Source organism: Salinimicrobium soli (assembly GCF_048323655.1).
In the GTDB taxonomy this organism is placed as follows: domain Bacteria; phylum Bacteroidota; class Bacteroidia; order Flavobacteriales; family Flavobacteriaceae; genus Salinimicrobium; species Salinimicrobium soli.
Window position 1 is genome coordinate 117072 of sequence record NZ_JBLUWW010000001.1, and the last position, 26940, is coordinate 144011.

A 26940-nucleotide genomic window follows, 5' to 3' on the forward strand; every position below is an offset into this window, starting at 1 on the left:
GAACGAATATAAAACAGAGAAAAAGGTCAAAAAATGATGAGTATCACTTTAAATGAAAGCAACGAAAAAGGTTTTATTTAATCGGGAGCTCCCCTTTTCATCACTTCAGTATCAAAGGAAGTACTTCCTGCGGAATGATCTTTAACATTGGCTTTTCCATCGCCGATGATGTAGGCTGCCAGTGGTATAACTAATCCTGAAATCACCATTAAATAAAGCCCGTATTCGACCGTGGTAAGACCGCTATCCAGGTCAATTATTTGCCAAATCCCAATTCCGGCGGCAATGAGACTTGCCAGAAGCGCTATGTATAATTTTACTCCTTTTAGTAATCGGGAAGTTTGGCCCAAAAATGAAATTACAAAAGGAATAATAAACAAGGCCAGGGTGAGCCATCCGGTATATTCGGTTCCTATCTGGTGTCCCAAAATTGGAATTTTCACCCACGGCATAAAGCTGCTCGCCACTCCTAAACAAGCTAATAATATAATTGCTATTCTTTGATCACACATAAGACTTCATTTTCCAGACCATAAGTTAAGAACAAATTCTAAAAGTTCCTTTTTATTGAAAAAATATTCAGGTACTACTTTTAATAATTATAAGCTTTGAGGAAGAAAATGTTTTCAAACAAATCCAGGTGATTAAAGGCAGGACGCTGACTTGATAAAGAAAAGAGTAAAGGCTCCAGAGGCCTCTAAGGGAATTCTCTGTATGACTTATAAGCAGTTGTTCGCCTAAGGGGCCCTGAGAAAAAATAACAATGCTCAAAAGGTTCCACCCAAAATGAAGTCCTATAGGTAAGTAAAGTGATCCGGTTTCTGTATAGGCATAGGCAAAAACATAACCACTTACCCCGGTAAGAAGGAAAACATAGATCATTTGCACAATATCTCCGAAGATGTTATAGGAGAACCAATGAAAGATGCCAAAAACAATTGCAGATAACCACATGGCATTTCTTTTTCCAAGTATATGGATCGCCATATACAGTAATGCCCCTCGAAAGACGAATTCTTCAAAAAGAACAGATCGCAGAGCCCACCAGGAACCGTTTAAAAAACTGTAGAAATTATAATTTCTGTTTACCTCTACCCGAGCCTCCAGTATTTCCAGGAGAGAAAAGAAATAGATTGTAGCAAATAAGGCGGCCAATACAAATCCAGATAAGAATTGAATACTCCTCTTGCCGGTGGGAAGTAAACCTAGCACTTCTATGTTTTTTCCGTAGATTTTTAAAAGTATCCAGGAGACCAATACGACTACAAATGAACCTAACATTTTTTCATTTTTTACAGGTCAAACTTAGGACAATTTAAAGTGAATTTCAGACGAAAATTTCAGTGGCATTTATGACTTCTAGAAGTGTCATATTGATTGGAAGCCTTGAAAATGCTATAAATGACTGAAAATTATAAATAGTCTTATTTTTACCACAAAGTAGTATAGAATGTGGAATGGCGTATAAATGTCATATCCATAAAAACCAAAAAAACTGCTTATGGGTTCTAAAAAAGAAAGACTGGCAGCAATTGTAAAGCAGAAACGTCTGGCCAAAGGTATTACCCAAACCGAACTTTCTGATAGTGCCGGGATCAGTTTACGTTCTGTACAGCGAATAGAAAAAGCAGAAGTCTTTCCGCGTGGTTACACAATAGAAGTACTGGCAAAAGCACTTGACTTTTCTATAAAGGATTTAGAGCAGGAGGAATCGCCTGCTGCTGAAAAATCAGGATCAGCAAGGCCTAAAAAAATAATCCTTTCCCTGGGCAGCGGGATAATCATCCTTCTCCTTGCAATGGCTTTTCTCTCGCAAAGTCGTTCTTTTCCGGAGAACAGTTTTGAACTTTTTAATTTTTGGACCGCAGTAGTACTTTTAATCAGCGTAACCCAGTGGATGATTTGGAGAAAGTAAGTTTCTGATATTCAATTCAAAATTCTCGTTTTCAAAAGGTGAATTGCCGGAAATAAAAAAAGCTCTTCATTTCTGAAGAGCTTTTAGTGCGGGCGAAAGGACTCGAACCTTCACACCGTGAGGCACTAGATCCTAAGTCTAGCGTGTCTACCAATTCCACCACGCCCGCGTTGGTATTTTCAATATGTTGCTTTCACTAAGCGGATGCAAATATAAGCATTAGTTTCAATCTGCAAACACTACACAGAAAAATTTTAATGGAAAAATCAACTTTTCCGAAGGAATAGGAAAGCTTCGGAATTTCTGACATTGTTCAGAAGATCAGCTTCCCGGAATAGACTATTCTGATAGAAAGGATTTTCCTGAGTTCTCCATAACTTCTGCCATGCCCGAACTTATATCTCACACCTAATTTTTATACCTTTAGGCAACTAAAAATACCTGTTATGCAAGACACCAAACAATATGTAGAAGAAAATAAACAACGGTTTATTGACGAACTTATTGAATTACTGAAGATTCCATCCATTAGTGCCGATTCCTCCTATAAAAAAGATATGCTAAGAACGGCTGAAGCAGTAAAAGAAAGTCTGCTGAAAGCCGGTTGTGACAAGGCAGAGATTACTGAAACCCCCGGTCATCCGGTGGTATATGGTGAAAAGATCATCGATCCTGAACTGCCGACTGTCCTGGTCTATGGCCATTACGATGTACAACCTCCTGATCCTGTTAATTTATGGGATAGCCCTCCTTTTGAACCGGTTATCAAAGAGACCAAAACTCATCCCGAAGGCGCAATTTATGCCCGTGGTGCCTGCGACGATAAAGGCCAAATGTACATGCACGTCAAAGCACTGGAGTACATGACCAAAAATGGAGAACTACCCTGTAATGTAAAGTTCATGATCGAGGGCGAAGAAGAAGTGGGTAGCGAAAATCTTGGTTGGTTTATAGAAAACAACAAAGAAAAACTTAAAAATGATGTGATCCTTATAAGCGATACAGGAATGATCGCCAAAGATGCTCCTTCCATTACCACCGGGCTACGCGGCTTGAGCTATATGGAGGTAGAGGTTACAGGACCTAACCGGGATCTTCACAGTGGGATCTACGGCGGCGCCGTTGGTAATCCCATCAATATCCTGTGCAATATGATCGCTTCTTTGCAGGATGAAAACAACCATATTACCATTCCCGGTTTTTATGACAAAGTGAGAACATATTCGGACAAGGAGCGGGCAAAAATGGCCGAAGCTCCCTTCGATCTGAAAGCTTACAAGGAAAAACTTAACATTGAAGAAGTGGAAGGAGAAGCAGGTTTTTCTACTTTGGAAAGAGCTTCTATTAGGCCAACTCTTGATGTAAATGGTATATGGGGTGGTTATACAGGAGAAGGCGCCAAAACGGTTCTTCCTTCAAAGGCTTATGCCAAGATCTCCATGCGCCTGGTACCAGATCAGGACTGGAAAGAGATCAGCGCGTTGTTCAAAGCACATTTTGAAAAGATTGCACCCAAAAGCGTGAAGGTGAAAGTAAACACTCATCATGGAGGGCAGGCATACGTTACTCCAATTGACACCCTGGAATATCAGGCTGCCAATGATGCTTACAAGGAAGCCTTCGGAAAAGAACCTATTCCGCAGCACAGCGGCGGAAGCATTCCTATAGTTGCTCTTTTTGAAAAGGAACTGGAAAGCAAGACCATTCTAATGGGCTTCGGACTAGATACGGATGCGATACACTCTCCAAATGAACACTTCGGAATTTGGAATTACCTGAAGGGCATTGAGACCATTCCGCTGTTCTACAAGCATTTTACAAAACTGAAGCAGGCGGAAAAGTAGGACAGATACGGCACGGATTGTAAATCTGCGCCTTCTTAATAGTCAAACCTGCAAGGTCGAAGTTTAAGGTTCAAAAACCTTATCGGACAAGGCATTTAAAGGGTTTTTTAAGACAGACCTCACAGGTTTCAAAAACCTGTGAGGTCTATTTTTTTGATTCTATGTTTGTAGAATTAAATATTTATTCTACATTTGTAGAGAACAATCTAATGTTGTAGAACAAATGCAATTAACTAAAGCCGAAGAGCAACTCATGCAGATCCTCTGGAAAAAGGAAAAAGCGTTTATGAAAGATCTTATTGACGCTTATCCCAAACCAAAACCTGCTCAAACCACTGTAGCCACTTTACTAAAGCGGATGCAGGATAAGAATTTTGTTGACTACAAACAGTTTGGAAGGTCCAGGGAATATTTTCCGCTGGTAAAGAAGAAAGATTATTTCTCACGTCAGGTAAATGGAATGATCAAGAATTTCTTCAATGATTCGGCCACTCAATTCGCTTCTTTTTTTACGAAGGAGACTAACCTCAGCAAGGAGGAACTGGAAGACTTGAGAAACCTCATTGACGAGGAAATTAAAAGCAAATAGTTATGGAATTCTATTTCTTAAAATCTGCTGCGTGTCTTGCACTTCTACTGGGCTTCTATAAGCTGCTCCTGGAACCGGAAGATATGCACGTTTTTAAAAGATTCTACTTGCTTGCTTCAGTTCTTGTTTCGGCTTTGATCCCATTGATCACTTTTACTGAATATGTGGAAATATCCCCTGTTTCAGGTGTCAAAAATGTCATTTTTACCTGGGATTCTGTTGCTGCGGAACCTCAATTCACCTGGCTCCCTTTTCTCCTTTGGGGAATTTATATTGCCGGCGTAGTTTTCTTCAGTGCGATCTTTCTCCGGAATTTTTCAGAACTCATTCAGAAGATTAAAAAGAATCCCAAGGTGCCACAAAGTAAAGCGATAGATGTCCTGCTTCCGGAAGACCTGCCTCCACATACATTTTGGAGCTACATATTTCTGAATAAAGAACGCTACAACAAGAAGGAGATTCCGCAGGAGGTTTATGAACACGAACAGGCTCATGCCGTGCAAAAACACAGTATAGATGTGCTGCTGATGGAAATACTTCAGATCATTTTCTGGTTCTATCCTGTGGTGTACCTTTTAAAACAGGCAGTAAAACTCAATCACGAATTCCTCGCAGATAGTGCAGTCCTCAAAAAGGGGATAAACCGGTCTACTTATCAGCACACCCTGCTTTCATTTTCTGCGGGTAATCTGCATAGCAGCCTTGTTAATCCCATCAGTTATAATTCCATTAAAAAAAGATTTAAAGTCATGAAAACACACACATCAAACAAAGCTGTTCTCCTAAGGGCTTTCCTTCTGAGTCCCCTCCTGCTGGGCCTTATCTACGGATTCAGTAGCACAAAAATCATAGAAAAACCTGCCAGCAACACGCCGCACATTACCAAAATGATCCTTCCGACACAGGAAAAAGCTACTCCTGAAATGGTCAAAGAATACAATGAACTGGCAAAAAAAGTTGCAGACTACAATAAGAAATCAGATAATGGTAAAATTTCACCCAAAGATGCTCCTCCAATCAAACAAAGTGAAATTGAGCGAATGAGATATATCTTTAGTCTGATGACTCAGGAGCAGAAAGAGAGTGCAGAGCCTTTACCGGGATACTATCCACCCCCACCCCCACCATCAAGCTCTACAGAACAACGAAGAGCAGAAATGGAGGAGAAAAGAGTTGAAATAGAACGTAAAAAGGAAGTGTTGCGGGAAGAACGCAAGGCCGAAAGAAAGGAAAGAGAGCTGGAAAGAGTAGAAAGAAGAGAGGTGGCGATCGAAAGAAAAGCTGAAAGGAGAGAACGGGCAATACAACGTGAAAAAAGACTGCATTTACAAAAGCAGCGGCAGGGAGATAATCCACCCCCGCCTCCGGCACCACCTACTCCACCCGTACCTCAAACAGGAAACGTTCCTTCGCCACCACCACCACCACCAAGTCCTGAAAACATGGGTATTCCTTCTCCACCGCCACCACCACCTTCTCCTGAGGAAGCTGTACAGGGATGGATCGAAGAGGGCGCAGTTTTCTTTGTTAACGGGAAAAAAGTTTCCGGTGAAAGGGCGCTCGAATTTGTAAAGGATGATGACAACAGGAATCTTAATATTCGGGTAGAAGAAAGTGATTCCGGAAAGATCGTAAGACTTTCAGACAATAAAAAATAAACAGGTTTGGCAGGTCTTAAGATCCTGTGAAGGCTATAAACACTACAAAGGCGCAGAAAATCTGCGCCTTTGTATTTATACCTTTTTCACAAATTTAGTGAGAATGACGATCTGCTGTCCTTCCACTTTCCCTTCTATTTGTTCAGGATTGTCGTGCACCAAAGAAACTCTTCTTACTGCAGTACCTCTTTTTGCTACGAGACTGGAACCTTTCACATTCAGATCTTTTATCAGGACCACTGTATCTCCTGACTCGATGGTTACCCCGTTGCTATCTTTATGAACAACACCTCCCGAACTTTCAGTAGAGGTCTGCCCCGCTTTTGCCCAGGCCAGTAATTCCTCATCCATATACATCATGTCCAGTAGGTCCTGAGGCCAGCCTTCCCCACGAAGCCTGTTCAACATTCGCCACGCCATTACCTGCACGGCAGGAACTGTGCTCCACATACTGTCATTCAAACAACGCCAGTGGTTAGCTTCTACTTTTTCAGGATCTTCAATTTGTTCTTTGCAGTTTCCGCAGATCAATATGTCATTTTCAGTATTTGCAGGAGAATCGGGCACTTCAAATACCTGTAGATCTTCTTTGGAACCACATAATTCACACTGCGATCCGCTTCGTTGGAATAACTCTTGTTCCAGGCTCATTGTTCAAATTTTATTGTGCCGCAAAGGTAGTTCTTTTCTTCTGCTGAACCACGGCACGGATCACAGTGCTTTTCTTCTGCAGAACCACGTCACGGATCACAGATCCGCGACAGCTTTGTTTACTTATTAGCTAGCGCGGATTTGCAATCCGCGCTGAGTTATATAAAAAAATTGAAAAAACGTCACGGATCACGGATCAAAAAAACGTCACGGATCACAGATCCGCGCCGGCTTAAACTCTTTCAAAAATCGAGAAGCACCACCTCCAGATCTCCTTTTTGTCCTGTGTAGTCACGTGCAGAGCTGTACAGGTAATCCTCCGGTTTTGCCACGATTCTTTCCTTCACCGGATTATTGTGGGTGTAGTTTAATTTTTGCAGAATAAATTTTTGAGAGAACAATTGTTCGGCATGATAACCATCCTGCCATACTTTGTATTTCTGATTTCTCTTCAGACGGTAACAGGCATCTTCAAAATATTTCAGCATCCATTCACGACGACTTTCCGGTTCTACGAGCTTTATAACTTCTTTTGAAGTAAACTTTTTAAAGTCACGCATGATCTCAGGAAGAGTAATTTCTCCTACTGCTTTACACAGCATGTGAAAATGGTTGGACATTATGCAATAAGCATAAATCTCCAATCCTTTTTCTTTTTGACAAAATTGGAGATTTTTGATCAGCATATCTTTTTGATAAGGCCGTGTAAATACATCCACCCACCCCACAGTAGTTAGCGTTACAAAATAACCTACATCAGGTTCTGTGGCTTTGTATTTTGTAGACATACAACAAGATAGTATTAATTCACGTCACGGATCAAGAATGAAAAAAGAACACGTCACGTCACAGTGCTTTTCTTCTGCAGAACTACGTCACGGATCAAAGATCCGCGACAGCTGTGATTCGTTAGCCCGGATTTACAATCCGTGCTGAGTTCTCAAAAATAATTATAAAAAGGAAGGAAAAGGTCACAGAACGCAGTGCTTTTCTGCTGCAGAACTACGTCACGGATCGCAGATCCGCGACAGCCTGATAGTCAGCGCAGATTTCCAATCCGTGCTGAGTTCTCAAAAAATAAATATAAAGAGAAAAAAACATCAAATAGCGTAGATCTAAAAAAGAAACCTCACGAATCACCTGCTTTTCTTCTGCAGAACCACATCACGGATCGCAGATCCGCGACAGCATTGTAGTGCAGGTTTGACAGCGCGGATTTACAATCCGTGCTGAGTCTAAAAAAAATGAAAAAACGTCACGGATCGCAGATCCGCGACAGCTGTGATTCGTTAGCGCGGATTTGCAATCCGAGCTGAGTTTTCTGTCAAAAATAATTTGTAAAACCTTCCTTATTTCAAACTCTTCTCAATGTATGCATTCACTCTCTCCTCCAAAATTGGAAGTGTCACGGTACCCTGCTCCAAAATCACTTCATGAAAATCGCGGATGTTGAAGTCGGGACCTAAGGCCTCTTCAGCTTTTTTTCGCAATTCCTGTATCTTCATTTCTCCAATTTTATAAGACACTGCCTGTCCCGGCCAGGAGATGTAGCGATCAACTTCGGTATTGATATTATGTAGGGATAGTGCTGTATTTTCCTTCAGGAAATTCACTGCCTGTTCCCGGGTCCAGCCAAGGGCGTGAATTCCGGTATCAACAACCAACCTTCCGGCGCGCCATTGCTCATAGGTTAGTTTTCCGAAGCGCTCATAAGGAGTCGTATATATTCCCATCTCTTCAGCTAAAGACTCCGAATACAAGCCCCAGCCTTCTCCATACGCAGAGAGATACATGTTCCTGCGAAATTCCGGAATACTGTCTCCCATTTCTTTGTTGAGTGCTCCCTGCAGGTGGTGCCCGGGTACTGCTTCATGGGCGGTTAATGACGGCAGCACATACAGGGGCCTGTTTGCAAGATTATAGGTATTCACCCAATAGTAGCCGGGCTCGGTGTCTTCAGAAGAACCCACATATCTTCCGGTAGTGTACTTAGGCGCAATGGCATCGGGAACCGGCGCTACCCCATAAGGCTGTCTCGGCAACTTCTTAAAATACTTTGGCAACTGGGCATCAATTCGCTTGGCAATATCTCTGGCTTCCTTCAGCAATTCTTCAGGGGTTTCCGCATAAAACTGTTTGTCTGTGCGAAGGAATTGAATAAAATCTTCAAAACTCCCTTCAAAACCCACTTCTGCAATGATCTTTTTCATTTCACCTTTGATCCTTGCCACTTCTTTTAATCCCATCTCATGGATCTCCTCTGCGGAAAGATCCAGTGTGGTATAATAGTTCAGCCGATTTTGATAATACTCCCGGCCATTCGGAATTTCTGAAACCCCGATCTTTTCCCGTGCCGCCGGAAGGTATTCCGTCTCAAAGAAATGTTTTATCCTGCGAAACTGCGGAACCACCTTCTCTGAAATGGCTTTTTCCGCCGCCTTTAAAACCGAATCTTTTTGCTTTGCAGTCAGTGTCTTCGGGAGATCCAAAAATGGGGAATAATAATAGCTTTTTTCAGGGTCCTCGACGATCTGATCGTTGTAAGTAGCCTCATACCCTTCAAAAATGATCTTTGGTTGAACGATGCCTTTTTCAATGCCTTTTCTCAGTAGCTTTAAATGTTGATCCACATATTCAGGAACTGCATTGAGTTTATTGAGATAGCTCCTCACCTGCCTGTAATTGGTAAGGTCTCTTACCTGATATGGCAAGCTCACATGGAATCCGGCATCAGAAAGTAACGGATTGAGATAAGCTTCGTATTCATAGAAATCAATATCCTCCTGCAACTGGAACTTCAAAAGTTCAAGAGAGATCTTTTCAGTTTCAGAAAGAGTTGCAGGATCTATAGCTTTCAGTTCTTCCAGAGATTTCCGGGCAAAATCAGCTCCGGACTTATATACTTCCTCAGAAAATAACCCCAGCGGATGTTGCTGCCGGTCATATGCTTCGTAATCCTGCACTTTTTTAATGACCGAATCCAATTTTGCGGAAGCTTCCTGAGCCGACAACTGCGGAACGATCAATAAAAAGAAGAGAGTAAACAGTTTTAAAATTGATCTCATAAGATTTAATTTATGTCTAATTTCCTTTGATCCTTTCCCAAAGATCGGATAATATTTTCTTTGCATTATCGGGTCTTTTTTCAACTTCTTCGGCCCGTATAGTATCTCCTTCCGGAATTAAGCGATAGCTAAAAGCAAAATTCGAATCGGGATCTGAAGGATTTAGCCTTCCGAAGCGCAGGTCATTAAAATATAAGACTCCGTCTTTTTCGCTGATGGTATACCAGCCTTTAGAAATGTCGATAAGGCGCTGCACATTTTTGTCATTTTTGAGCCTTCCCAAATAATCGTGATTCTTTGGCACCACCTCAAACCGGATCATTTCCTCATCAAAAAAAGAATAATAGCCTAACAGGTAGGCATCATCTGCTTCCACATTTGCAGACCACAGAACAGTATTGAATGGCGAAGGCCTGGTATCGATACGATTGTAAAAGATCGCCTGCCGCTCCAGGCTGTGAACAAAATTGTTGCCGGCATTGGCTTTCAAGATGAGCCCCAGCACTAAATACCCGCTGCTAATGAGGAGCCCCAGCCTGTTATATCTGCTTCGTTTCTCACTTCCTCTTTTCTGCCGCATGGCGAGTATCAAAAAGATTAAAAACGGCACGGTGTAGAGAGGATCAATCACAAAGACACTTTTAAAGGCGAGGCGAATGTCCAGGGGCCAGAACAACTGCGTGCCCCAGGTGGTGAAGGAATCCAGAATGGGATGGGTAAAGAGACCCCAGAACATGAGTAAGGACCAGTCTTTCCATCCTACACCTGTTTTCCGTTCGATCTTTGAGATCAGATATCCAAAAACAGGAGAAGCCAAAGCTGCGAAAACTATGGAATGAGAAAAACCCCGGTGCACCTCAATAGCCGTTATGGTATCGGTAAATTGTGTAGCCAGTGCGTCAAGATCGGGGATGGTTCCTGCAATGGCTCCGTACAGCATGGCTTTATTCCCAACTTTGCGGCCGAGAACCGCTTCCCCCACGGCAGCACCAAGAACAATTTGAGTTAAGCTATCCATGCTCTAGAAATTTCATTAATCAATTTTTCATTCTCCGGCAGAAATACAAGAGTCCCTTCCACCTCATAATACCTCAAAAGTTTTGGAAATCTGTGAGGTCTCCTCTTACTTTTCTCTAACCTCTATCCACTATTTAATCGACAATTTCCATCTTTTTCAAAAGAAAGGATGCATTCATGTTCTGACAAACTCCCTTCTTAAAGCGATAATCAAAGTTTAGTTCATCATCAATGATCTCGGCATCAAAATAATAATTTTTCACCTGTGGTAATTCATCGGTGACCTCACAAAGGCTCAAATCATGAGTTGCGATAATTCCGGTGGATCTCGACCTCACCAGCTTCTCGATAAATTTTCGGGAACCAATAGCTTTATCTGTGCTGTTCGTGCCTTTAAGGATCTCATCGAGAATGATAAAATATTTTTCTGTGCGTATTTCATCCACCACATATTTCAGCCGCTTCAGTTCAGAAAAGAAATAGGATTCATCGTTGGACAACGAATCGGTAGTTCGCATGCTGGTGATTAGTTTTATTGGGGAGTAACTGCAACTGCTGGCACAAACGGGAAGGCCTATGTTGGCCATGAGGATCTGTAAACTTACAGTTCTCAAAAAGGTACTTTTGCCGGCCATATTCGCACCGGTTATGATATAGAATTCTTCACTGTCAATATCGAAGTCATTGTCTACTCTCTTTTCAGGATCCAAAAGCGGATGCCCTAATTGTTCTGCTTTAATAACCGTAGCATCATATACCAGCTGCGGAAAAACATAACCCGGATGATTGAAGGCGAAATTCCCCAACGAATTATAGGCATCGAAAAACTCGATCGTTCGGAACCATTTTTCAACCTCTGCGGAATTGGAACTAATCCATTTCTCAAGCCGATATGCCTGCCTTAGATCCCAAAGCAGGAATCCATTTCCGAAAATTCCGAAGATCATATTATTCCGCTGGTCCAGGGCATCTATGGCTTTAGAGAACTCTTTGAGGGTGGCCGAAGCTTTTTTTGTCGGGGAGTAGATCTGCTCCTTCTTTGCCTTTAATAATTCCGAAGAAAATTCGGTTTTTTCGATCTGGTCCAGCAACTGATAGTATTGATGAAAGGTATCCTGCACCTTGCTGACGCTTGTAGACAGAAGATTTACTTTTTTAACGTATATCCCTGTAATGAACAAGCCCGCAAAGAACCATAGCCCCAACTCAATTCCTCCAATAAAGTCAAAATAAAAAGCTGCAATTGCCAACCCAGAAATAGCTGAGAAAACTATCGGTAGCCAACCCATGAACTTCGGAACAAAAGGCTTGTAATTACTCAACCAGTTCAGAATTGTTCCGGTGCGGGTTTCGGTCTTCACCAGGGCAGAGAGGGCAGAAAAATTCTGCCGCCATTCAGCTTTTTTAGATAGTTCCCGAACCGCCTCCTGCTTAAGTTCCACATTGGTAATATTGTTGGACAGCAGAATTGTTGCCAGTTTCCTTTTTCCTTCGAGCAGGGAAGTTCGGTTGAGGTATTGAAAAAAGGAAGAGCTTCCAAAAAGATCAATATCCTGACTAAAAGGGTGTAAGGGATCTTCAAATTCGGCGCCGGTTGGAAGGTCTGCGAAATCCCTTTTCAGAACTTTTAGTTCCGTTTGATTGATCTTTAGCAATTCCTTTATTCTATCTCGCTTATAGGCGAGATCGGTGTGCCGGGAGACCAGGTAAAGAAAGGCTGCAATTCCTAACACAAGAACTGCTGTGATAACACTACTGTTTCCGAAGTAATAATAAATCAGGAAAGCCACTAATAAAAAAACTGTTACCCGCAAAAGGCTTGAAATTGCAAGCGTGCGGGAAGCTTTTTTTAGTTCGGCTTCATATTTAGTTGTTTCAGATATATAAAACTCTTTGGGATCTTTCATTCGCTTTTTAAATTTTCCAGCTCCTGCTGCTGTTTCTTGGTAAGGCCCGATACCACCAGGTCATAAGAATGATCAATGAGCTCCCGCACCAGGTCCCCCGGCAACTCCCCGGCATGAACAGAATTCCAGTGTTTCTTACTCATGTGATAGGCACCGGTGATCCTGCCGTCATATTCCTCCCGCAGTTCAATAGCTCTTTCCGGATCACACTTTAGGGCGATCTGAAAAGGAATATGTTCCAGGCCGCACAGCGCAAACATCTTACCCATCACCTTAAATACGAGGGTCTCTTCATCAAAGGGAAATTCTTCTGTCACTCCTTTTTTGGAGAGACAGTACATTCTAAATTCCTCGACATTCATACCTTTTGGTTTTAGCTATTTCCCAAAGATAGGAAGAAGTTAAGAGCAAGGCATCACTGCGGACTTTTCTCCTGAAAGCCTACTTTTGAAGGTTTCCCTATTTCTCCCAGGTGCGTGAATTTAAATCCGCTCTCATACTTTAGACCATAACCCAGCAGCCTGTCAAAAGCGGCATGTGAGAAAATGATCACTCCAATAATCTGGAGTAAATGGCTGGCAAAGAAAAATCCGGCGAGGTAGATCATGATCGCCAGGCCTTTGTGGTGAAGCAGATTGTAGAAAAATGCACCTGCTCTATTTCCAAAAGCATATCCTATCATCCCGATGTCGGGTGCAAGAAAAAACACGGGAAACACCCACCAGGCATATTTAGTGAAGCCAAACACGTAGATTCCAAGGAGGAGCATCGCTACCTCTTCGAGCTTTAGGGTCCGTTTCATAGGTTTTCAATTTTGTAAAGCACCGGTTTGGAGGGAGCCGCATCATTTTCAAAGGAGGCAGGCTGAAGGCTCAAAAAATAACAGCCGTCTTCCACTTTTGCAGGTACATAAATAAGTTCGGTAATGGTAGCTTCAAAACGCACATTTTTGGGGTAGTTCCAAAATGCCTTATGGGCCAGTAATTTCCCTCCATCTTTTTCTTTATCTACTGAAGGCAGATCGATCAACAGGTGCTCGATCCCGCATTCACGCAGGTATTTTGCAGCGTCTTCTGTCAGGTAAGGCCAGTTGGTATTAGAATACTTTTTGCTGCGTTTGGCTACGGTATTGGGAAGGGTTCTTATAATAAAAGCTTCGGCTTCTCCGGGTTCAAGTAAGCTCTCAAGTTGCTCTTTTGTAATGACCTCATCGCCGTCCATTTTCTGCGGACTCACCGATACCAGTTTGGCAAAAAAGAAGAATTTTTTGAGCGTAGCGTTTATGCTATAGAATTCCGGGGTAATGTGGCCCACACATTCGGTATGGGTAATATGCCCGTGCGGATTGAAATATATATTATTGAAATTGACAGAAGCACCTTTGCTCACCTGGGCTACCCAGTTCCCTTCTTTAACAGGTTCTATCTTTGGTGATTTGAGATACCAGGCAATCACGTTCTTATCGTCGCCTCTCAAACTAAGAGAAATGTCCAGAGGCCTGGCCAGATCGATCTTGAAATTTTCTTGGTTATATTCTACTCGTGCGAGCATGGCCGCTTTCTGCTAATTTTGCTCCAAATCTACCAAAAACAAATCGGCTGCAATGCCATCACTCAGGAATTTCCCTTTTTTGGATACTTTTATCCGGCCTTCCTGCTGCACAAGGAGTCCCTTAGCTATCAGGTTTTCAGCCTCATTTAATAAATAATCTTTCACTTCTTTACCAAATTCACTTTCTACCTCAGCAACAGAAATTCCCCATTTTGTGCGGAGCCTGGTCATTACATATTCATTATAGCGATCTGTCAAACTGAGTTCTTCAGTTTCCATCGGAAGGTTTCCTTGCTCGATAGCTTTAATATAAAGCGAATTATTATTGATGTTCCACTTTCGGGATTTACCGTCATAAGAATGCGCCGAAGGGCCAATTCCAAGGTATGGCTTACCAAACCAATAGGCGGTGTTGTTCCGGGAGAAATAACCGGTCTTTCCGAAGTTCGAAAATTCATAGTTATCAAAGCCGGCTGCTTCCAGCATTTCGATCATTATTTCGTACTGCTGCCGTGCCTGCTCTTCCTCCACCGGTGCGATTTTTCCTTTTTGGATCATGCTTTTTAACGCCGTTCTCGGCTCTACAGTCAAAGCATAGCTGGAAATATGCGGCACCCCAAGGTCAATGGCAGTTTGCAGATTCTCCTTCCAGCGTTCATTGCTCATTCCCGGAATTCCGTAGATGAGATCAATGGAAATATTGTCAAAAAACTCCTTTGCCGTTTTGATGGACCTCAAAGCTTCTTTTTCGTTATGAGCACGGTTCATCAGTTTCAGGTCATCTTCAAAAAAAGACTGTACTCCAATACTCAACCGGTTGATAGGTGAAGCTCCTAATGTTTTCAATTTCTCTTCGGAAAGATCATCAGGGTTAGCTTCCAGGGTGATCTCCGCATCTTTGGCAACAGAGTATTCAACATAGATCTTTTTAAAAATGCTGGCAAGTTCTTCAGCAGTGAGCAAAGACGGCGTTCCCCCACCAAAATAGATAGTCTCCACCTGCTCTTCAATCTCCCCCTTCCGGAGTTCCAGTTCCTTCAGAATAGCATTGACCATAGCAGGCCTCTTCTTTACGGAAGTGGAGAAGTGAAAATCACAATAGTGACAGGCTTGCTTGCAAAAAGGAATATGAATGTACATTTGTCAATAAACAATTATCAATTACCAACCCTCCAATTGCGGTTAGCAATCAACTATTATAGCTTTTTTAATCCTGTTTATTTATTCTGGTCTTCTTCAGTATTGCATAAAGGATACGGGACAGCTCATCAGCTTGATCAAAATAAATTTTATATTCTTCCTTAGAAATTAGATCTGTTTCCTTGAATAACTTCAACCAATATTTCGTTTCCAGGCTTTCTTTATAGGCGATGGAAATTTTAGAAGAAAAATCGGCAGTTGAAATTGCTCCATTTGCTTCCGCAATATTCGCTCCAATAGAAGTACCAGATCGTAAAAATTGTTTAGGTAAAACATATTCTTTTTCCTCCTTTAATATCTTCCTGTAAAGTTTTACCACTCCCACTGCAAAGTCAAAAGATTTCCTTTCAAGTACATTAACTTTTTCCATCACGTTCCAAAATGATAATTGATAATTGGTCATTGTTACTTGACCTTCCCCGGATTCTGTTTCACAAAGGCTTCCCAGCCGGAGTAACTTTTCCCGATCTCTACTCTGCCAGAATTGTAGAAATGACAAACTGCAGCAGCAAGGCCATCGGTTGCGTCGAGGTTCTTCGGAAGTTCTTTTAAAGCCAGCAGACTTTGAAGCATTCGCGCCACCTGTTCCTTACTGGCATTCCCGTTTCCGGTAATGGCCATTTTTATCTTTTTTGGCGAGTATTCAGTCACCGGGACTTCCCGGCTAAGCCCAGCGGCCATAGCCACTCCCTGTGCCCTGCCCAGCTTAAGCATGGACTGCACATTTTTTCCGAAGAAAGGGGCTTCAATAGCGATCTCATCAGGGTGCCAGGTGTCTATCAGCTCAATAGTGCGCTCAAAGATCAGCTTGAGTTTCACATATGGATCCTCGTACTTTTGCAGCTGTAATTCATTCAACTGCAGAAAAGACATTTTCTTGTTTACCACTTTAATAAGGCCAAATCCCATAATGGTCGTCCCCGGGTCAATGCCTAAAATGATTTTTTCGGTATTCAAAAGCTTCGTATTATTGCAGGATAAACCCTTATTTTTTGAATGTTTTCAGAAAATTGAGCTAATCTTCCCCAGGAAAATCTATGAGGATCACCTCGCACAAAGCTAATCAATTCTTCTCACTAGTTCTCAAGATCCTGGTAGTTTCAGCGGCAGTGTATTTCATCTGGTACAAGATCACTTCAGATGAGCATATGGATCTGCAGCAATTCCTGAACATTCTCACCCAATACCGTGTTTTTTCTCTGACGAACATCGTTCTACTCATCGCATTTACTGTTCTCAACTGGTATTTCGAGATCCTGAAATGGCAAAACCTGAGCAGTTATGTACGGGAAAATAGTTTTAGAAGGGCCACCCGTGAAAGCCTGTCCTCTTTTACCGCAGCTATTTTCACTCCCAGCCGAATTGGCGAATACGGTGCTAAATGCCTTTATTATTCACGGAGTGCCTGGCGAAAGATCATCTTTCTGAACTTTTTAGGCAATATGGGGCAACTTTTTGCCACCTATTTCTTCGGAATTGCAGGCTTGCTATTTCTTATTACTAGCCTGGATCTGCCTTTGCCTTTAGTCAACGGACTTATCGTAGGCGGATTACTTTTCGCACCGTTTCTGATCTACTGGATCATGAAACGATTTAAAATCAGACTGAAAGGTTATTCCATTCAGCGTCTGGAAGATTCTTTTAACAATGTCCCGGAAAAGATCCGTTGGAAAACACTGCTTTTCGCATGTCTTAGATTTCTGATCTTTACCCATCAATTCTACTTCCTGTTGCTCATCTTTCAGGTGGATGTATCTTATGCACTGCTCATTTCGGCAGTTTTCAGTACCTACGTGCTCGCGTCCATCATCCCAACACTGATAATCTTTGACGCGCTTATAAAAGGTGGTTTTGCCGTTTGGATCTTCGGATTTTTAGATGTACCCCAAATTGTGGTGCTGAGTATTGTATTGACCGTTTGGATCCTTAATTTCGGAATTCCCGGACTCGCCGGAAGTTATTTTGTACTCAAGTACAAGAAATCGCGACACGCAACCACATGATATTGATCCTGGGCATCATAACCGTACTCTACACCGGGCTTTTGCTCTTCCTGTTATACGGTTTTCACCAGCTTTCCACAATAAATTCAGAAAATGAGGAAGTTCCAAAAACGGGATTTTCGATCATCATTCCCTTTCGGAATGAAGCCGAAAACCTTCCGCGCCTGCTCCAATCCCTTCGGAAATTGAATTATCCTGAAGAACAATTCGAAATTATACTGGTCAACGATGCTTCCGAAGATACTTCCGAAGCTATTTGTCTCAACTTTAAGAAGGAAAATCCTGAGCTTCAGATCCAGTTGCTTCAGAATGAACATAACTCAGCAAGTCCAAAAAAAGATGCGATCACAGCGGCTTTAAAAAGGGCAAAATTTGATCACATTATTACAACAGACGCCGATTGTGTGGTTCCTGCAGAATGGTTACAGCTTTACAATTCTGAAATTACAAGAACCAAGTCAGACTTTGTTGCTGGGCCGGTAGACCTGCTACGCAATAATACGAACCGTTTTCTCCAGGATTTTCAGCAAATGGATATTTTCAGCCTTCAAATTGCGGGAATGGGAGGTTTTGGCGCCAACTTACCTTTCATGTGCAACGGGGCCAATCTTTGCTATTCAAAAAAGGCATTTTTGGAGGTGAATGGTTTCGAGGGAAATACTGAGATCGCCAGTGGCGATGATGTATTCCTGCTGGAGAAATTCCGAAGTAAAGGATTTAGAACAGGTTTCCTGAAGAGCAAACAAGCTGTGGTGGAAACGAACCCTCAACCGGACCTGCGGGCTTTGATCTCTCAACGCATCAGGTGGGCAGCCAAAACTTCTTCTTACAAAAACTTCTTTGGCAAATTCACCGGACTCGTGGTCCTGTTGATGAACCTGGGATTGGTGAGCGCATTTTTCACAATGCTGATGGGTTCAATGAAAACCGATGTCTTCTTCCTTTTCTTCCTGGTCAAATTCAATGTAGATTTTATCCTCATTTTCAGCAGCGCCCGTTTCTTCGAGCAGGAAGACATTCTTAAAAGCTATTTTTGGAGCAGTTTCCTATATCCGTTCTTCAGCAGTAGCGTGGCAATTCTCTCGCTTTTTTCGGGGTATACCTGGAAAGGCAGGCGGTTCAAAAAGTAGAGGCAGCAACAAATATTTTAGTATCTTTAATTTCCTACACTTCAAAAATGAAGCACCTAAAGCTATTCTTGATCAGCTTTTTTTTCTTTTGCACCGGACTGGTGGCGCAGGAGAATATGTTCATTATTGAAGGAGATACGCTTGAGCTGCAACGGGAAGTTAAAGGAAAGCTCAGTCTCTTCTGGACTCAGGAAGGCCACGATTTCCGGTTTTTTGTAAGCAAAGGCAAGCGCATGCTCGAATTAAAAAATACCAAAATAGATGGCAGGGAGCAGGAGGAATATAAAGATCAACTTAAGGAACTTACGAACGATACAGATTTGAAGACCCACGAGGTAAAATTCGTGCTCTACAGCCTAAAACATTTTGTGAATTCCTACAACACCCTCGTGGAGGAAAATTACACCTATAACGCTGCTACTCCAAATATTCAACATCGGTTAGGCTTGTTCGTCGGCCTATCGAACAACAAATACACAGAGAATCCCGAGAATATTCTGGCGCCCGTCGTAGGAGTGGAATTCGAATTTTTTGATCCCAATCTGGCGCCGCGGCATGTTGCTTTTTTACAGCTTCGGCAGTCCTTTAAACAGGAGGAATATCGGTACAGCTCAACCCAACTGTCAATCAATTACCGGTTCAAGGCTTTTTATTTTTCAGGATGGGACCTGCACATAGATGCAGAACTTGCTACTTTCCTCTATTCCGAAGACCGTGTAAGGATCACCAATGACAACGGAGAGGTCACGGCGATTAAAGATGAGGATGGCTTTTCATTTACGGCTCCCTTCAGCTTTGGAATTGGCAGCGATATCAGGCTTACCAAAAATGGCTTTTTGAGCATCAGTTACAATGATATCGTTTCCATCGTTCTGGACGGCAATGGTAATTTCCCTATTGATTTCAGCGTAGGCTACAAATACAATCTGTAAATTTATTCCGCTTTGATCACCACCGGCATCTTGAAGGTAGTGACTACGGGAATTCCCCTTTTTGTCGCCGGATAGATCTTCGGAAGGGAATCTACACTCTCGGTGAGCCAGGTCCTTATCTCGGGCAGTTGCCGAATTACCAGCGAATCAATGTGAACCGAATCTATAGCGGGAATCCCCCTTTCTGAGATCCGAAGGTAAAGGTATAAAGTGTCATCAATAGCTTCAGTAACCACCGGCTGTTTCTCCTCGAGGCGGGAGTAGAAATACTGGGCTACTTTTTTCCCGAAACAGCTCTTTGAAGCTTCTAACTCGGTGATCTCCCTGCACTCTTTAAAAGCGGGATATTGATCTACCTCATTCCAGTTGAGTTCACGGGTTTCTTCGGAAAGAATTTCCTGCGAAGAGACTTTTTTTGTCTCAAAAGAATCACAGGACATCAAGGCCAGTAAAAAAACGACGGGTAAAGCTTTTTTCATGCAGATTCAACTGTCTGTGTGGAATCAAAAATAGTGAATTAAAGCAGCTTAGGAAAAATAAAGTAAAGCTTATGCAAAACCAATCGCCATTCCGGCATTTTTGGAAAGATGAATCGGAACAAGGAATTTCAATTCGGGATCAACTGGAGGTTTTGTCCTCTAATCCAGAAATTTACTCAAGGTGCTGCTCCTTGATGAGATCACTTAGCCGGCGCCTGGCCAATAGCACCAGTCCATCATTGCCAGATTTTTCATATCGCTCGAGGTAATCTTTGTAATACTGCTGCCGGGTACCAAAATCTTTAAAAAAATTATCGGCTGCAATTGCACGTTCATACCAGGCGAGTTCATTATCGGGATCTTCCTCAATAGCCCGGTTAAAATATTTAAGAGCACTTTTTGGCTGCTCCTGCAGTTTATACGTTAGTCCCAGGCTAAAGTATTCATCATCCAGGGGCCTATCCATAAGCAAAATTGCAGTAAGAAGATGTCCTTCAGAGTTTTTGTATTCCCCTGCTCTTGCATACAGCTGGCCCAGCCGGTAGTGGAGATCAGCATCATTTTTGTTGTACGTAAGAGCTGCTGTATAATGTTCAATAGCCTTCTTAAGATCCTGACTTTGAAAATAGGCGTAACCTAATTTGGTATGTATAAATTTGCTTTCTTCTCCCAGACTGATCAATTTTTCATACTGTTCTATCGCCTCAGCAAACATATCCTGATGGTAATACGCCTGGGCTAAAATAGAGGTGAGAGGCGCGTCGTTTGGATTAAAACTCAGGGCTTTCAAGCTCAACAACCGGGCCTGTGCAAATTTTCTCTCCGCAAGCAAATCTTTCGCTACTTTATAATTAGCGATGCGGTGACCTTCGTCAAGCTTAATGGTATTGAGAAAATAACCCAGCGCAGTACTATCCTGCTGTTGCTCTTTAATGAGTCCGCGCTGATATTGAAAATTGGCATTTTGAGGGAATTGATTGCTTAAAGCTTCAAAAATACTGTCTGCCTGCTTCAGTTTACCGGTCTTTTTCAAAGTTTCTGCATAGTCTATAGCTGTAAGAACACGTTCAGGATATTTCTGCAGCACCTGCCGGTATTGTTTCAAGGCTTCAGAAAATTGACCTAAAGCTTCATAAGATTTTGCCAGTCGTAATTTTGCAGCCTCTGATCTGTTGTCCACGCTTCGCAGCTCTTCTATAGCTTCAGAATAATTCCCTACGGCATATAAACTGTCTGCAATGGCCAAAGCCGAAGTTTGTGCTCCGGCTTTAGTCACGACTAAAAATAGTAATATGAAGATCTTTTTATTCACCTACTTCAAATGTTATTGGTAATGAAAACAGCACCGGTACTACCTTGCCATCATGTTCTCCCGGTTTCATTTGAGGCAGGGAACTAACCACTCTTTTTCCCTCGGCTTCCAAAGCTTCGTGAGGCCCTCTTACTTCCAGGACTTCTATGCTACCATCTGTATTAATTCGAAATTGAACATAAGTACGGTTAAGGCCCGTAAGATTTTCTCTCTTCCCAATGGAAGTGTCGAAATTTCTGTTAACATAGTCTGTCAGGTGTTGAATAAAGCAGTTCTTCTGCTCTTCATGTGTGGCCAAATCTTCACAACCCGGAAATACCGGAACCTGCTCAAGAACTGCAAATGGAACATCTGTTTCAGCCTTTTTAGATGCCTGTTCCGGTTGCTGCTCCCGAACTTTTACTTCAGCAGCATTTTCAGATTCCTTTTCTGGTCCTTCAGCACACGCCACATAGGTCAGCATAACCAACATAAGTGGCACCAGGATCAGGTACTTGAATTTTGCGATGGTTTTAGATCTTGATTTTTGTAACATAACTATCCGTTTTTTGATGATTGAATGATTAAAAAATTGATTGATGAAGGAAATATCTTTTGTGCCAAAGGCAGTATTCAACAGTTGTTGGTAATAGGTTCTTTTTTCAACCTTTTTCACTACCCCCGCATCGGCAATGTATTCATGCAGCACAGAGAGTCGGGATTGATAGATATAGATAAGCGGATTGAACCAGAAAAGGATCTTTTGTATCTCAAAGAAAAGCAGGTCCAGGCTGTGCCGGTGTTGTACGTGCACCATTTCGTGAGACAGGATCTGTTCTACTTCTTCTTCGGAAAGTTGTTCCCCCAGGAAGATAGTATTGAAGAAAGTGCAGGCTATATCAGAATTAGCTACCCTAACGATGCGATAATTAGCATCTTCAGAAACCACAGGATTACTGAAAAGGCTTTTTAGAATGCTGAATTTCTTCAGAAATATCAGGAACGCGATTAAAACTCCCGTTCCGTAGATAAGCAACCAGAAATTTACGGAGCCTGCTTCAGAAGACACCCCCGATATTTCGGGAGTATTGACTGAACCGGAGGTGGAACTAATGAATACTTCCGGAAGCAACACCATTGCATCCACGGGGACAGCCGATTGCAGTATCGGAAAATTCAATAATGGCAGCACCAGCGCAAGAATTGGAGTGATCAAAAGATATAATCTGTTATACAGAAAAAAAGTCTCCTTCTTCAGCAAAAGTTCGTACACCAGCAAAAAGGCCAATTGAAATACTATGGTCTGTAAAATGTAATTTTCCATCACTCTTCTTTTTTATTGATCTCTTTTAAAATGGCTTCCAGGTCTTTGGTGTCCATTTTATTCTTCTTCATAAAAAAAGAAACCATACTCTTGAATGAGCCGTTGAAATATCCTTCAACCAGCTTGTCCATACTTTGATCACTATAGGTTTCCTTATCAACTACCGGGAAATAGATATAACCTTTTCCTTTTTTTCGGTGCCCAACAAACTCCTTACTTTCCAGTATTCTGATTATTGTGGAGACAGTATTATAAGCCGGTTTGGGTTCTGGCATTTGCTCGATAACCGAAGCCACATTAGCTTCGTTGAGATCCCAAAGGATCTGCATGATCTCTTCTTCGGCTTTGGTAAGTTGTTTCATTTTCTTCTGATTTGTATCGCTAATATATAAACTAATTTTTTAGTTCAAACTAATAGTTTAGTTAAATTTTGTTTTTCTTTCTCCTATCTTAGCTGAAAAGCTTATAAATGGACATACTACTTTTGACAGTTGGGGCCCTCCTCATGATCCTGGGTTTAATGGGAAGTTTTTTACCGGTCTTACCCGGAATTCCTCTCAGCTGGGCCGGATTACTGGTGCTCCACCTGGCACCGGCTGTTCCTATGAACCTGACATTTTTAGGGGTGACCTTATTAGTGACCATCATAATTTTCGCCTTGCAGTACGCCATTCCGGCTTTGGGAACCAAATATCTTGGTGGTAGCCGTGCAGGAATGATCGGTGCAACCATAGGGTTAGTAGCAGGAATTTTTATTCCTATACCTTTCGCAGTGCTCATTGCCCCTTTTATTGGTGCTTATATCGGTGAGATCATCAACAGGACCGATTCCCGCTCGGCTTTAAAAGCAGCTTCAGGTTCTTTTATTGGCCTCCTTGCATCAACCTTTATGGAATTGATCGTCACCTTTATTTTCCTGCTTCTTTTTGTTTACAAGGCCTGGGAATTCAGAAGCCTATTATTCTAGTCGAAAACGGACCTTAAAGTCCATATTTCATTTATATTTATATCTTTGGTGGCAGATCGGGTGAGATATTATTGATTTCCGATCGCCCCAATATTACTGCCTACCTACCCCTATGAGCCTAGACGTTGCTATTGTCGACGACGATTCTGTTGTCTTATTTTTACACAAGGTACTTGTGAAAAAAACCATGGACATCCATAACGTTATGGAATTCAAGAACGCTCCCGAAGCTCTTAATTACGTTCGAAAGCACAACTCCAAAACAACTCCTCTCCTCATCCTGCTGGATATCAACATGCCTAAAATGAGTGGATGGGATTTCCTCGATCTACTTCAGAAGGAAGAACTGGAGGCAGAACCCTTGGTAGTCATGGTGACCTCATCCATTAATTCCAGTGACCGGGAGAGAGCCGGAACTTACCCCATGGTGATCGATTATTTAGAGAAACCTCTTAACAAGGCCGACTGTAATAGCCTCAACCAAAAGATCAGCAGTTTTCTTTAGAACTGCCCATTTCCGGAATAGATACGAACCGAATTGTCAAATCTTCTAAAGTTCTATCAAAAAACACCCTTTTTCAAGAGAAAATTAAAATTACTTTGACATTCATTGCCAAAGATTTACTAAATAAGCCTGCTGCCCCAGCAGCATTTCCTACCTTCGACAGTTGAACCCTTAATCTTATAATTATGAAAATCCGCTTTTTTTATTTAATGGTCTTTTTTAGTCTTATAGTATTCACATCCTGTAGAGAAACAGTAAAAGAAGAAACCGTAGTGCGGGAAGTTGAAGTCGAACGGGAACCAGTAGAAGTTGAAAGAGAAGGAGTGCTGGAGCGTACGGCTAAAAAAGTAGATGAAGAGGTGAATAAAGAAATTGATGAAGAAATTGAGAAAATCGGAGATGACAATTAATGTCTCCTGAAATCCTTTACACTCCCTACAGCGCCCATTATATCAACAGCTTTAGGGTACTTTTAGGAAAACTTTAGCAGTTAAAATGTTAAAAAGCAGATAGTTTCTCTAATTTTGTGAGAACTAACCTTTAAAAGCTACAAATTATGAAAAAGTTCATTTTATTATTCGCCTTACTATTTACTGTGAGTTCTGCCTTTATTTCCTGCCGCGATGAAGCGGACAAAGGAGATCGTGTAGAAGAAGTTACAGATGAATTGGAAGAAAGAGGTGACGAGATCGAAGATGAATACGATGATATGGAAGATGACCTCGAGGACGAAATGGAAGAAATGGAAGATGACGGAATGTAAGATTCCTCTTCTTCTAAGAAGTAAATAATGGTATTGTTCTCTCTGGCTCTCATTCAGCTGATGAAAGAGGTGTCCCTTGAAGAAGGCGTGAATAATGCCATAGAGAATAAAGGGATTGGTGAGAAGACGATAAAAGTCTTTTAACTGACCAACCCTAACCAGGGATCTTATGATCCTGAAGAACGGCCTGATAACTTCAGGCCGTTTTTTATTGTTTCAGTGTTTTGAATTCGCTTTTAAGTTCATCCATAGACTGCTGCAATTGCTTTAGCAGCATACTCTCTGAAGGAGCGTCCAGGTTGAACGTAAGTTTACTGTTCACCTGCCACAGTTCCTGAATATCATTTACATTTACTTCAATAGGAAGATATTCCTCATTGAGAGATATAAGCAGGATCTTGGAAGGATCAGGCAGTTTCTGAAGCTTCTTTACCAGCACCGAATCATACAACACCACCACATAGATCCTGTTGTTACTGGCCTCTTCAATACTTCCCACAGCTTTCCCCAGCACCCATTCTCCGGGCCTGAAGTTGGGCAACATACTGTCTCCCTCTATTTGGAATCCGCGGTGGGTCGCGTTTCGGTATTCCGGAAGGGGTAGATCAAAAGCCGGCAATTGCTGGTACCACTCCACATCCTGTACGTTATGAGGATATCCGGCCGCGGCCTTTTGGTTCACCAGCACAATATTCTCATTTTCTGAGCTGTTGAGACTGATCACCTTTGGGCTAACATCTCCTTTGCTCACCTGCAGGTACTTTTGATTGCTTTCCCCAAACAGCCATAAAGGATTGATCCCGAATTGTCGCAGTAATTCTGCCACTACCTTACCTGAAAGTTTGGTGCGTCCGCGTTCAATGTCTGCAGTGGAATTATTGATCCCAAGCAGACTCGCAAATTCTGCCTGGGTGAAATTGTTTTCATCCCTAACCTGCTTGAATCGCTTTACTTCTATAGATACATCTGTTCCCATACCCAAATATACATTTTTTAGGAATTTTTCCGCATCTTTTTTTGGACATACTCCATAAAAGCAATTTCAGGTATTGAACTTTGATTTTCCAAAACCTCTGAAAACCCCTGTCTTAACAATTGTTTAGTATCGACCGGCAAGCCTGAGCGGTTGATTTTTTTTAAATTAGAAAAGTAACCTTCAAAAGCCATTTTTTATGCACCAGCATTCTCATCATCCAAAATACCCCTCAAAAATTCCTTTTTCGGGATGGAAGACTATTCTTCTTCGAGTTAAAGATGAGATCGGTGACAATAACGTCTCCATAGTTTCGGCGGGAGTGGCATTTTATGCCTTCCTCGCCATTTTTCCGGCCATTGCCGCCCTCGTTTCCTTGTACGGACTCGCCATGAATCCGGAAAGTATTCAGCAGCAATTGTCACAACTCGCCGGAATGATGCCGCAGGAAGCCTATAATATTCTGAAAGACCAGTTGGAAGGTCTCATGGAAACAAAAGGCTCTGCTCTGGGATTGAGCATGGCTATCGGGATTCTCTTAAGTATCTGGAGTGCGAACAAAGGCACCAAATCGCTTTTTACAGGAGTGGATATCGCCTATGGCACCAAAAATAACCGCGGATTCTTAAAACAGAACGGTTTAACCCTGATCTTTACTTTTGGAGCCATCGTTTTAGTCATAATCAGCATGGCGCTAATTGTTGCCTTTCCGGCCTTTGTGGATCAGTTGGGGCTGCCTTCGAATGTCAATACCCTGATTGGGTGGGGCCGGTGGCTAGTTCTTGCCTTAATTGTAGTTTGGTTTTTAGCCATGATCTACAAATATGCGCCTTTCAAGCCTAAATCTCCTACTCGCTGGGTGCTTCCCGGCGCCATTCTCGCCACTATTCTTTGGCTCATTGCTTCCTGGGGATTTTCTTACTACGTGAGCAACTTCGGAAGCTATGGAGAAATGTACGGCTCCATTTCGGCAGTTGTAGTCATGCTGCTGTGGTTATTTATTACCAGCTTTATCATTCTCCTGGGCGCCGAATTGAATTCGGAAATGGAGAATTATGCCAAAGGGAAGCAAAAAGAGGAGAAACATTTTGAGACGAGACCGCAAAGGTAATTACCACAGAAAAATCCATTCTCTGCCCCGACCCTAAAGGGAGGAATGGATTTTTTTGCAGCTGC

At 42.2% G+C, this 26940-nt stretch carries 31 protein-coding genes and 1 tRNA gene; 12 read left to right on the forward strand and 20 right to left on the reverse strand.

Translation table 11 applies throughout. The annotated features are described in order from the left end of the window. Positions 1-77: 77 nt before the first annotated feature. Both ACNORC_RS00485 and ACNORC_RS00490 read right to left on the reverse strand, forming a co-directional pair. Positions 78-512, reverse strand: a complete 435-nt coding sequence (locus tag ACNORC_RS00485; RefSeq protein WP_418333613.1) for a hypothetical protein — start codon at positions 510-512, stop codon at positions 78-80. A gap of 67 nt (positions 513-579) precedes the next feature. After that, positions 580-1281 (reverse strand): CPBP family intramembrane glutamic endopeptidase, encoded by a 702-nt coding sequence (locus ACNORC_RS00490; protein WP_418333614.1) that lies wholly within the window; start codon positions 1279-1281, stop codon positions 580-582. Between the two features lie 220 nt (positions 1282-1501). Here ACNORC_RS00490 and ACNORC_RS00495 point away from each other — a divergent pair, with 220 nt between their 5' ends. Then, on the forward strand, positions 1502-1915 hold the full coding sequence (locus tag ACNORC_RS00495) for a helix-turn-helix domain-containing protein (protein ID WP_418333615.1): 414 nt from the start codon (positions 1502-1504) through the stop codon (positions 1913-1915). A gap of 87 nt (positions 1916-2002) precedes the next feature. Here ACNORC_RS00495 and ACNORC_RS00500 read toward each other — a convergent pair. Next, positions 2003-2084, reverse strand: a tRNA-Leu gene (locus ACNORC_RS00500). 277 nt (positions 2085-2361) lie between these two features. Between ACNORC_RS00500 and ACNORC_RS00505 the strand changes: the two genes are divergently transcribed. The 3 genes from ACNORC_RS00505 to ACNORC_RS00515 all read left to right on the forward strand — a co-directional run bounded on the left by ACNORC_RS00505 (position 2362) and on the right by ACNORC_RS00515 (position 6006). Continuing rightward, complete coding sequence (locus tag ACNORC_RS00505) at positions 2362-3759, forward strand: dipeptidase (protein WP_418333616.1); 1398 nt, start codon at positions 2362-2364, stop codon at positions 3757-3759. Positions 3760-3982: 223 nt separating this feature from the next. Then, a complete protein-coding gene (locus ACNORC_RS00510; protein WP_418333617.1) occupies positions 3983-4348 on the forward strand; it encodes a BlaI/MecI/CopY family transcriptional regulator in 366 nt (121 codons plus the stop codon). 2 nt (positions 4349-4350) lie between these two features. Beyond that, positions 4351-6006, forward strand: a complete 1656-nt coding sequence (locus tag ACNORC_RS00515) for a M56 family metallopeptidase (RefSeq protein WP_418333618.1) — start codon at positions 4351-4353, stop codon at positions 6004-6006. Positions 6007-6081: 75 nt separating this feature from the next. On the opposite strand, the gene ACNORC_RS00520 is transcribed toward ACNORC_RS00515, so the two are convergent. The 11 genes from ACNORC_RS00520 to ruvC all read right to left on the reverse strand — a co-directional run bounded on the left by ACNORC_RS00520 (position 6082) and on the right by ruvC (position 16354). After that, positions 6082-6657, reverse strand: coding sequence for a PhnA domain-containing protein (locus ACNORC_RS00520; protein WP_418333619.1), 576 nt, complete (start codon positions 6655-6657; stop codon positions 6082-6084). Between the two features lie 242 nt (positions 6658-6899). Beyond that, the gene (locus ACNORC_RS00525) at positions 6900-7445 is read right to left on the reverse strand and encodes an REP-associated tyrosine transposase (protein ID WP_418333620.1); all 546 of its coding nucleotides are present in this window, start codon (positions 7443-7445) and stop codon (positions 6900-6902) included. A gap of 561 nt (positions 7446-8006) precedes the next feature. Then, on the reverse strand, positions 8007-9722 hold the full coding sequence (locus ACNORC_RS00530; RefSeq protein ID WP_418333621.1) for a DUF885 domain-containing protein: 1716 nt from the start codon (positions 9720-9722) through the stop codon (positions 8007-8009). A 16-nt stretch (positions 9723-9738) separates the two neighbouring features. Further along, positions 9739-10740 carry a metal-dependent hydrolase gene (locus ACNORC_RS00535; protein ID WP_418333622.1) on the reverse strand — a complete coding sequence of 334 codons (1002 nt, stop codon included), beginning with the start codon at positions 10738-10740 and terminating at the stop codon, positions 9739-9741. A 133-nt stretch (positions 10741-10873) separates the two neighbouring features. Beyond that, positions 10874-12646, reverse strand: a complete 1773-nt coding sequence (locus ACNORC_RS00540; RefSeq protein ID WP_418333623.1) for a MutS-related protein — start codon at positions 12644-12646, stop codon at positions 10874-10876. Beyond that, a complete protein-coding gene (locus ACNORC_RS00545) occupies positions 12643-13008 on the reverse strand; it encodes an MmcQ/YjbR family DNA-binding protein (RefSeq protein WP_418333624.1) in 366 nt (121 codons plus the stop codon). The genes ACNORC_RS00540 and ACNORC_RS00545 overlap by 4 nt, the downstream gene beginning before the upstream one ends. Positions 13009-13061: 53 nt before the next feature. After that, complete coding sequence (locus ACNORC_RS00550) at positions 13062-13448, reverse strand: DUF4260 domain-containing protein (RefSeq protein ID WP_418333625.1); 387 nt, start codon at positions 13446-13448, stop codon at positions 13062-13064. Beyond that, entirely contained in the window at positions 13445-14197 is a 753-nt protein-coding gene (locus ACNORC_RS00555; protein WP_418333626.1) for a cyclase family protein, read from the reverse strand. The genes ACNORC_RS00550 and ACNORC_RS00555 overlap by 4 nt, the downstream gene beginning before the upstream one ends. 12 nt (positions 14198-14209) lie before the next feature. After that, positions 14210-15337 carry a radical SAM family heme chaperone HemW gene (hemW, locus tag ACNORC_RS00560; RefSeq protein ID WP_418333627.1) on the reverse strand — a complete coding sequence of 376 codons (1128 nt, stop codon included), beginning with the start codon at positions 15335-15337 and terminating at the stop codon, positions 14210-14212. 67 nt (positions 15338-15404) lie between these two features. Next, positions 15405-15800 (reverse strand): four helix bundle protein, encoded by a 396-nt coding sequence (locus tag ACNORC_RS00565; RefSeq protein ID WP_418333628.1) that lies wholly within the window; start codon positions 15798-15800, stop codon positions 15405-15407. 2 nt (positions 15801-15802) lie between these two features. After that, positions 15803-16354: a crossover junction endodeoxyribonuclease RuvC gene (gene ruvC, locus ACNORC_RS00570; protein ID WP_418333629.1), complete on the reverse strand. Its 552-nt coding sequence runs from the start codon at positions 16352-16354 to the stop codon at positions 15803-15805. Positions 16355-16434: 80 nt separating this feature from the next. Between ruvC and ACNORC_RS00575 the strand changes: the two genes are divergently transcribed. Genes ACNORC_RS00575 through ACNORC_RS00585 form a run of 3 tightly spaced genes read left to right on the forward strand, consistent with a single transcriptional unit; the run spans position 16435 to position 19462 of the window. Next, entirely contained in the window at positions 16435-17400 is a 966-nt protein-coding gene (locus tag ACNORC_RS00575; RefSeq protein WP_418333630.1) for a hypothetical protein, read from the forward strand. Further along, positions 17397-18530, forward strand: coding sequence for a glycosyltransferase family 2 protein (locus ACNORC_RS00580; protein ID WP_418333631.1), 1134 nt, complete (start codon positions 17397-17399; stop codon positions 18528-18530). The genes ACNORC_RS00575 and ACNORC_RS00580 overlap by 4 nt, the downstream gene beginning before the upstream one ends. 47 nt (positions 18531-18577) lie before the next feature. After that, positions 18578-19462 carry a hypothetical protein gene (locus tag ACNORC_RS00585; RefSeq protein ID WP_418333632.1) on the forward strand — a complete coding sequence of 295 codons (885 nt, stop codon included), beginning with the start codon at positions 18578-18580 and terminating at the stop codon, positions 19460-19462. Between the two features lie 2 nt (positions 19463-19464). Here the strand turns inward: ACNORC_RS00585 and ACNORC_RS00590 are convergent, their stop codons facing one another. The 4 genes from ACNORC_RS00590 to ACNORC_RS00605 all read right to left on the reverse strand — a co-directional run bounded on the left by ACNORC_RS00590 (position 19465) and on the right by ACNORC_RS00605 (position 22918). After that, positions 19465-19941, reverse strand: coding sequence for a hypothetical protein (locus ACNORC_RS00590; protein WP_418333633.1), 477 nt, complete (start codon positions 19939-19941; stop codon positions 19465-19467). A gap of 172 nt (positions 19942-20113) precedes the next feature. Continuing rightward, entirely contained in the window at positions 20114-21253 is a 1140-nt protein-coding gene (locus ACNORC_RS00595; RefSeq protein WP_418333634.1) for a tetratricopeptide repeat protein, read from the reverse strand. Next, on the reverse strand, positions 21246-22556 hold the full coding sequence (locus ACNORC_RS00600) for a M56 family metallopeptidase (RefSeq protein ID WP_418333635.1): 1311 nt from the start codon (positions 22554-22556) through the stop codon (positions 21246-21248). The genes ACNORC_RS00595 and ACNORC_RS00600 overlap by 8 nt, the downstream gene beginning before the upstream one ends. Continuing rightward, a complete protein-coding gene (locus ACNORC_RS00605; RefSeq protein ID WP_418333636.1) occupies positions 22556-22918 on the reverse strand; it encodes a BlaI/MecI/CopY family transcriptional regulator in 363 nt (120 codons plus the stop codon). The genes ACNORC_RS00600 and ACNORC_RS00605 overlap by 1 nt, the downstream gene beginning before the upstream one ends. Positions 22919-23025: 107 nt before the next feature. Between ACNORC_RS00605 and ACNORC_RS00610 the strand changes: the two genes are divergently transcribed. From ACNORC_RS00610 to ACNORC_RS00625, 4 genes are all read left to right on the forward strand, one after another. After that, positions 23026-23523, forward strand: a complete 498-nt coding sequence (locus tag ACNORC_RS00610; RefSeq protein ID WP_418333637.1) for a DUF456 domain-containing protein — start codon at positions 23026-23028, stop codon at positions 23521-23523. A gap of 112 nt (positions 23524-23635) precedes the next feature. Further along, entirely contained in the window at positions 23636-24028 is a 393-nt protein-coding gene (locus ACNORC_RS00615) for a response regulator (RefSeq protein WP_418333638.1), read from the forward strand. Positions 24029-24213: 185 nt separating this feature from the next. Next, positions 24214-24438, forward strand: coding sequence for a hypothetical protein (locus ACNORC_RS00620; protein WP_418333639.1), 225 nt, complete (start codon positions 24214-24216; stop codon positions 24436-24438). Between the two features lie 146 nt (positions 24439-24584). Continuing rightward, on the forward strand, positions 24585-24791 hold the full coding sequence (locus ACNORC_RS00625) for a hypothetical protein (protein ID WP_418333640.1): 207 nt from the start codon (positions 24585-24587) through the stop codon (positions 24789-24791). A 208-nt stretch (positions 24792-24999) separates the two neighbouring features. Here ACNORC_RS00625 and ACNORC_RS00630 read toward each other — a convergent pair whose 3' ends face one another. After that, positions 25000-25767: an XRE family transcriptional regulator gene (locus ACNORC_RS00630; protein ID WP_418333641.1), complete on the reverse strand. Its 768-nt coding sequence runs from the start codon at positions 25765-25767 to the stop codon at positions 25000-25002. A gap of 17 nt (positions 25768-25784) precedes the next feature. Beyond that, the gene (locus tag ACNORC_RS00635) at positions 25785-25958 is read right to left on the reverse strand and encodes a hypothetical protein (RefSeq protein WP_418333642.1); all 174 of its coding nucleotides are present in this window, start codon (positions 25956-25958) and stop codon (positions 25785-25787) included. 5 nt (positions 25959-25963) lie between these two features. On the opposite strand from ACNORC_RS00635, the gene ACNORC_RS00640 reads away from it, so the two are divergent. Beyond that, a complete protein-coding gene (locus ACNORC_RS00640; RefSeq protein ID WP_418333643.1) occupies positions 25964-26875 on the forward strand; it encodes a YihY/virulence factor BrkB family protein in 912 nt (303 codons plus the stop codon). Positions 26876-26940 lie beyond the last annotated feature (65 nt).

What these genes read in the sequence shown, in the direction of transcription:
- ACNORC_RS00620 (WP_418333639.1), top strand. Translation starts at nt 24,214, where the DNA reads ATGAAAATCCGCTTTTTTTATTTAATGGTCTTTTTTAGTCTTATAGTA.
- ACNORC_RS00565 (WP_418333628.1), bottom strand. Translation starts at nt 15,800, where the DNA reads ATGACCAATTATCAATTATCATTTTGGAACGTGATGGAAAAAGTTAAT.
- ACNORC_RS00640 (WP_418333643.1), top strand. Translation starts at nt 25,964, where the DNA reads ATGCACCAGCATTCTCATCATCCAAAATACCCCTCAAAAATTCCTTTT.
- ACNORC_RS00585 (WP_418333632.1), top strand. Translation starts at nt 18,578, where the DNA reads ATGAAGCACCTAAAGCTATTCTTGATCAGCTTTTTTTTCTTTTGCACC.
- ACNORC_RS00530 (WP_418333621.1), bottom strand. Translation starts at nt 9,722, where the DNA reads ATGAGATCAATTTTAAAACTGTTTACTCTCTTCTTTTTATTGATCGTT.
- ACNORC_RS00525 (WP_418333620.1), bottom strand. Translation starts at nt 7,445, where the DNA reads ATGTCTACAAAATACAAAGCCACAGAACCTGATGTAGGTTATTTTGTA.
- ACNORC_RS00600 (WP_418333635.1), bottom strand. Translation starts at nt 22,556, where the DNA reads ATGGAAAATTACATTTTACAGACCATAGTATTTCAATTGGCCTTTTTG.
- ACNORC_RS00575 (WP_418333630.1), top strand. Translation starts at nt 16,435, where the DNA reads ATGAGGATCACCTCGCACAAAGCTAATCAATTCTTCTCACTAGTTCTC.
- ACNORC_RS00545 (WP_418333624.1), bottom strand. Translation starts at nt 13,008, where the DNA reads ATGAATGTCGAGGAATTTAGAATGTACTGTCTCTCCAAAAAAGGAGTG.
- ACNORC_RS00580 (WP_418333631.1), top strand. Translation starts at nt 17,397, where the DNA reads ATGATATTGATCCTGGGCATCATAACCGTACTCTACACCGGGCTTTTG.
- ACNORC_RS00535 (WP_418333622.1), bottom strand. Translation starts at nt 10,740, where the DNA reads ATGGATAGCTTAACTCAAATTGTTCTTGGTGCTGCCGTGGGGGAAGCG.
- ACNORC_RS00555 (WP_418333626.1), bottom strand. Translation starts at nt 14,197, where the DNA reads ATGCTCGCACGAGTAGAATATAACCAAGAAAATTTCAAGATCGATCTG.
- ACNORC_RS00610 (WP_418333637.1), top strand. Translation starts at nt 23,026, where the DNA reads ATGGACATACTACTTTTGACAGTTGGGGCCCTCCTCATGATCCTGGGT.
- ACNORC_RS00515 (WP_418333618.1), top strand. Translation starts at nt 4,351, where the DNA reads ATGGAATTCTATTTCTTAAAATCTGCTGCGTGTCTTGCACTTCTACTG.
- ACNORC_RS00605 (WP_418333636.1), bottom strand. Translation starts at nt 22,918, where the DNA reads ATGAAACAACTTACCAAAGCCGAAGAAGAGATCATGCAGATCCTTTGG.
- ACNORC_RS00510 (WP_418333617.1), top strand. Translation starts at nt 3,983, where the DNA reads ATGCAATTAACTAAAGCCGAAGAGCAACTCATGCAGATCCTCTGGAAA.
- ACNORC_RS00505 (WP_418333616.1), top strand. Translation starts at nt 2,362, where the DNA reads ATGCAAGACACCAAACAATATGTAGAAGAAAATAAACAACGGTTTATT.
- ACNORC_RS00630 (WP_418333641.1), bottom strand. Translation starts at nt 25,767, where the DNA reads ATGGGAACAGATGTATCTATAGAAGTAAAGCGATTCAAGCAGGTTAGG.
- ACNORC_RS00520 (WP_418333619.1), bottom strand. Translation starts at nt 6,657, where the DNA reads ATGAGCCTGGAACAAGAGTTATTCCAACGAAGCGGATCGCAGTGTGAA.
- ACNORC_RS00485 (WP_418333613.1), bottom strand. Translation starts at nt 512, where the DNA reads ATGTGTGATCAAAGAATAGCAATTATATTATTAGCTTGTTTAGGAGTG.
- ACNORC_RS00495 (WP_418333615.1), top strand. Translation starts at nt 1,502, where the DNA reads ATGGGTTCTAAAAAAGAAAGACTGGCAGCAATTGTAAAGCAGAAACGT.
- ACNORC_RS00635 (WP_418333642.1), bottom strand. Translation starts at nt 25,958, where the DNA reads ATGGCTTTTGAAGGTTACTTTTCTAATTTAAAAAAAATCAACCGCTCA.
- ACNORC_RS00615 (WP_418333638.1), top strand. Translation starts at nt 23,636, where the DNA reads ATGAGCCTAGACGTTGCTATTGTCGACGACGATTCTGTTGTCTTATTT.
- ACNORC_RS00490 (WP_418333614.1), bottom strand. Translation starts at nt 1,281, where the DNA reads ATGTTAGGTTCATTTGTAGTCGTATTGGTCTCCTGGATACTTTTAAAA.
- ACNORC_RS00550 (WP_418333625.1), bottom strand. Translation starts at nt 13,448, where the DNA reads ATGAAACGGACCCTAAAGCTCGAAGAGGTAGCGATGCTCCTCCTTGGA.
- ACNORC_RS00590 (WP_418333633.1), bottom strand. Translation starts at nt 19,941, where the DNA reads ATGAAAAAAGCTTTACCCGTCGTTTTTTTACTGGCCTTGATGTCCTGT.
- ACNORC_RS00625 (WP_418333640.1), top strand. Translation starts at nt 24,585, where the DNA reads ATGAAAAAGTTCATTTTATTATTCGCCTTACTATTTACTGTGAGTTCT.
- ACNORC_RS00540 (WP_418333623.1), bottom strand. Translation starts at nt 12,646, where the DNA reads ATGAAAGATCCCAAAGAGTTTTATATATCTGAAACAACTAAATATGAA.
- hemW (WP_418333627.1), bottom strand. Translation starts at nt 15,337, where the DNA reads ATGTACATTCATATTCCTTTTTGCAAGCAAGCCTGTCACTATTGTGAT.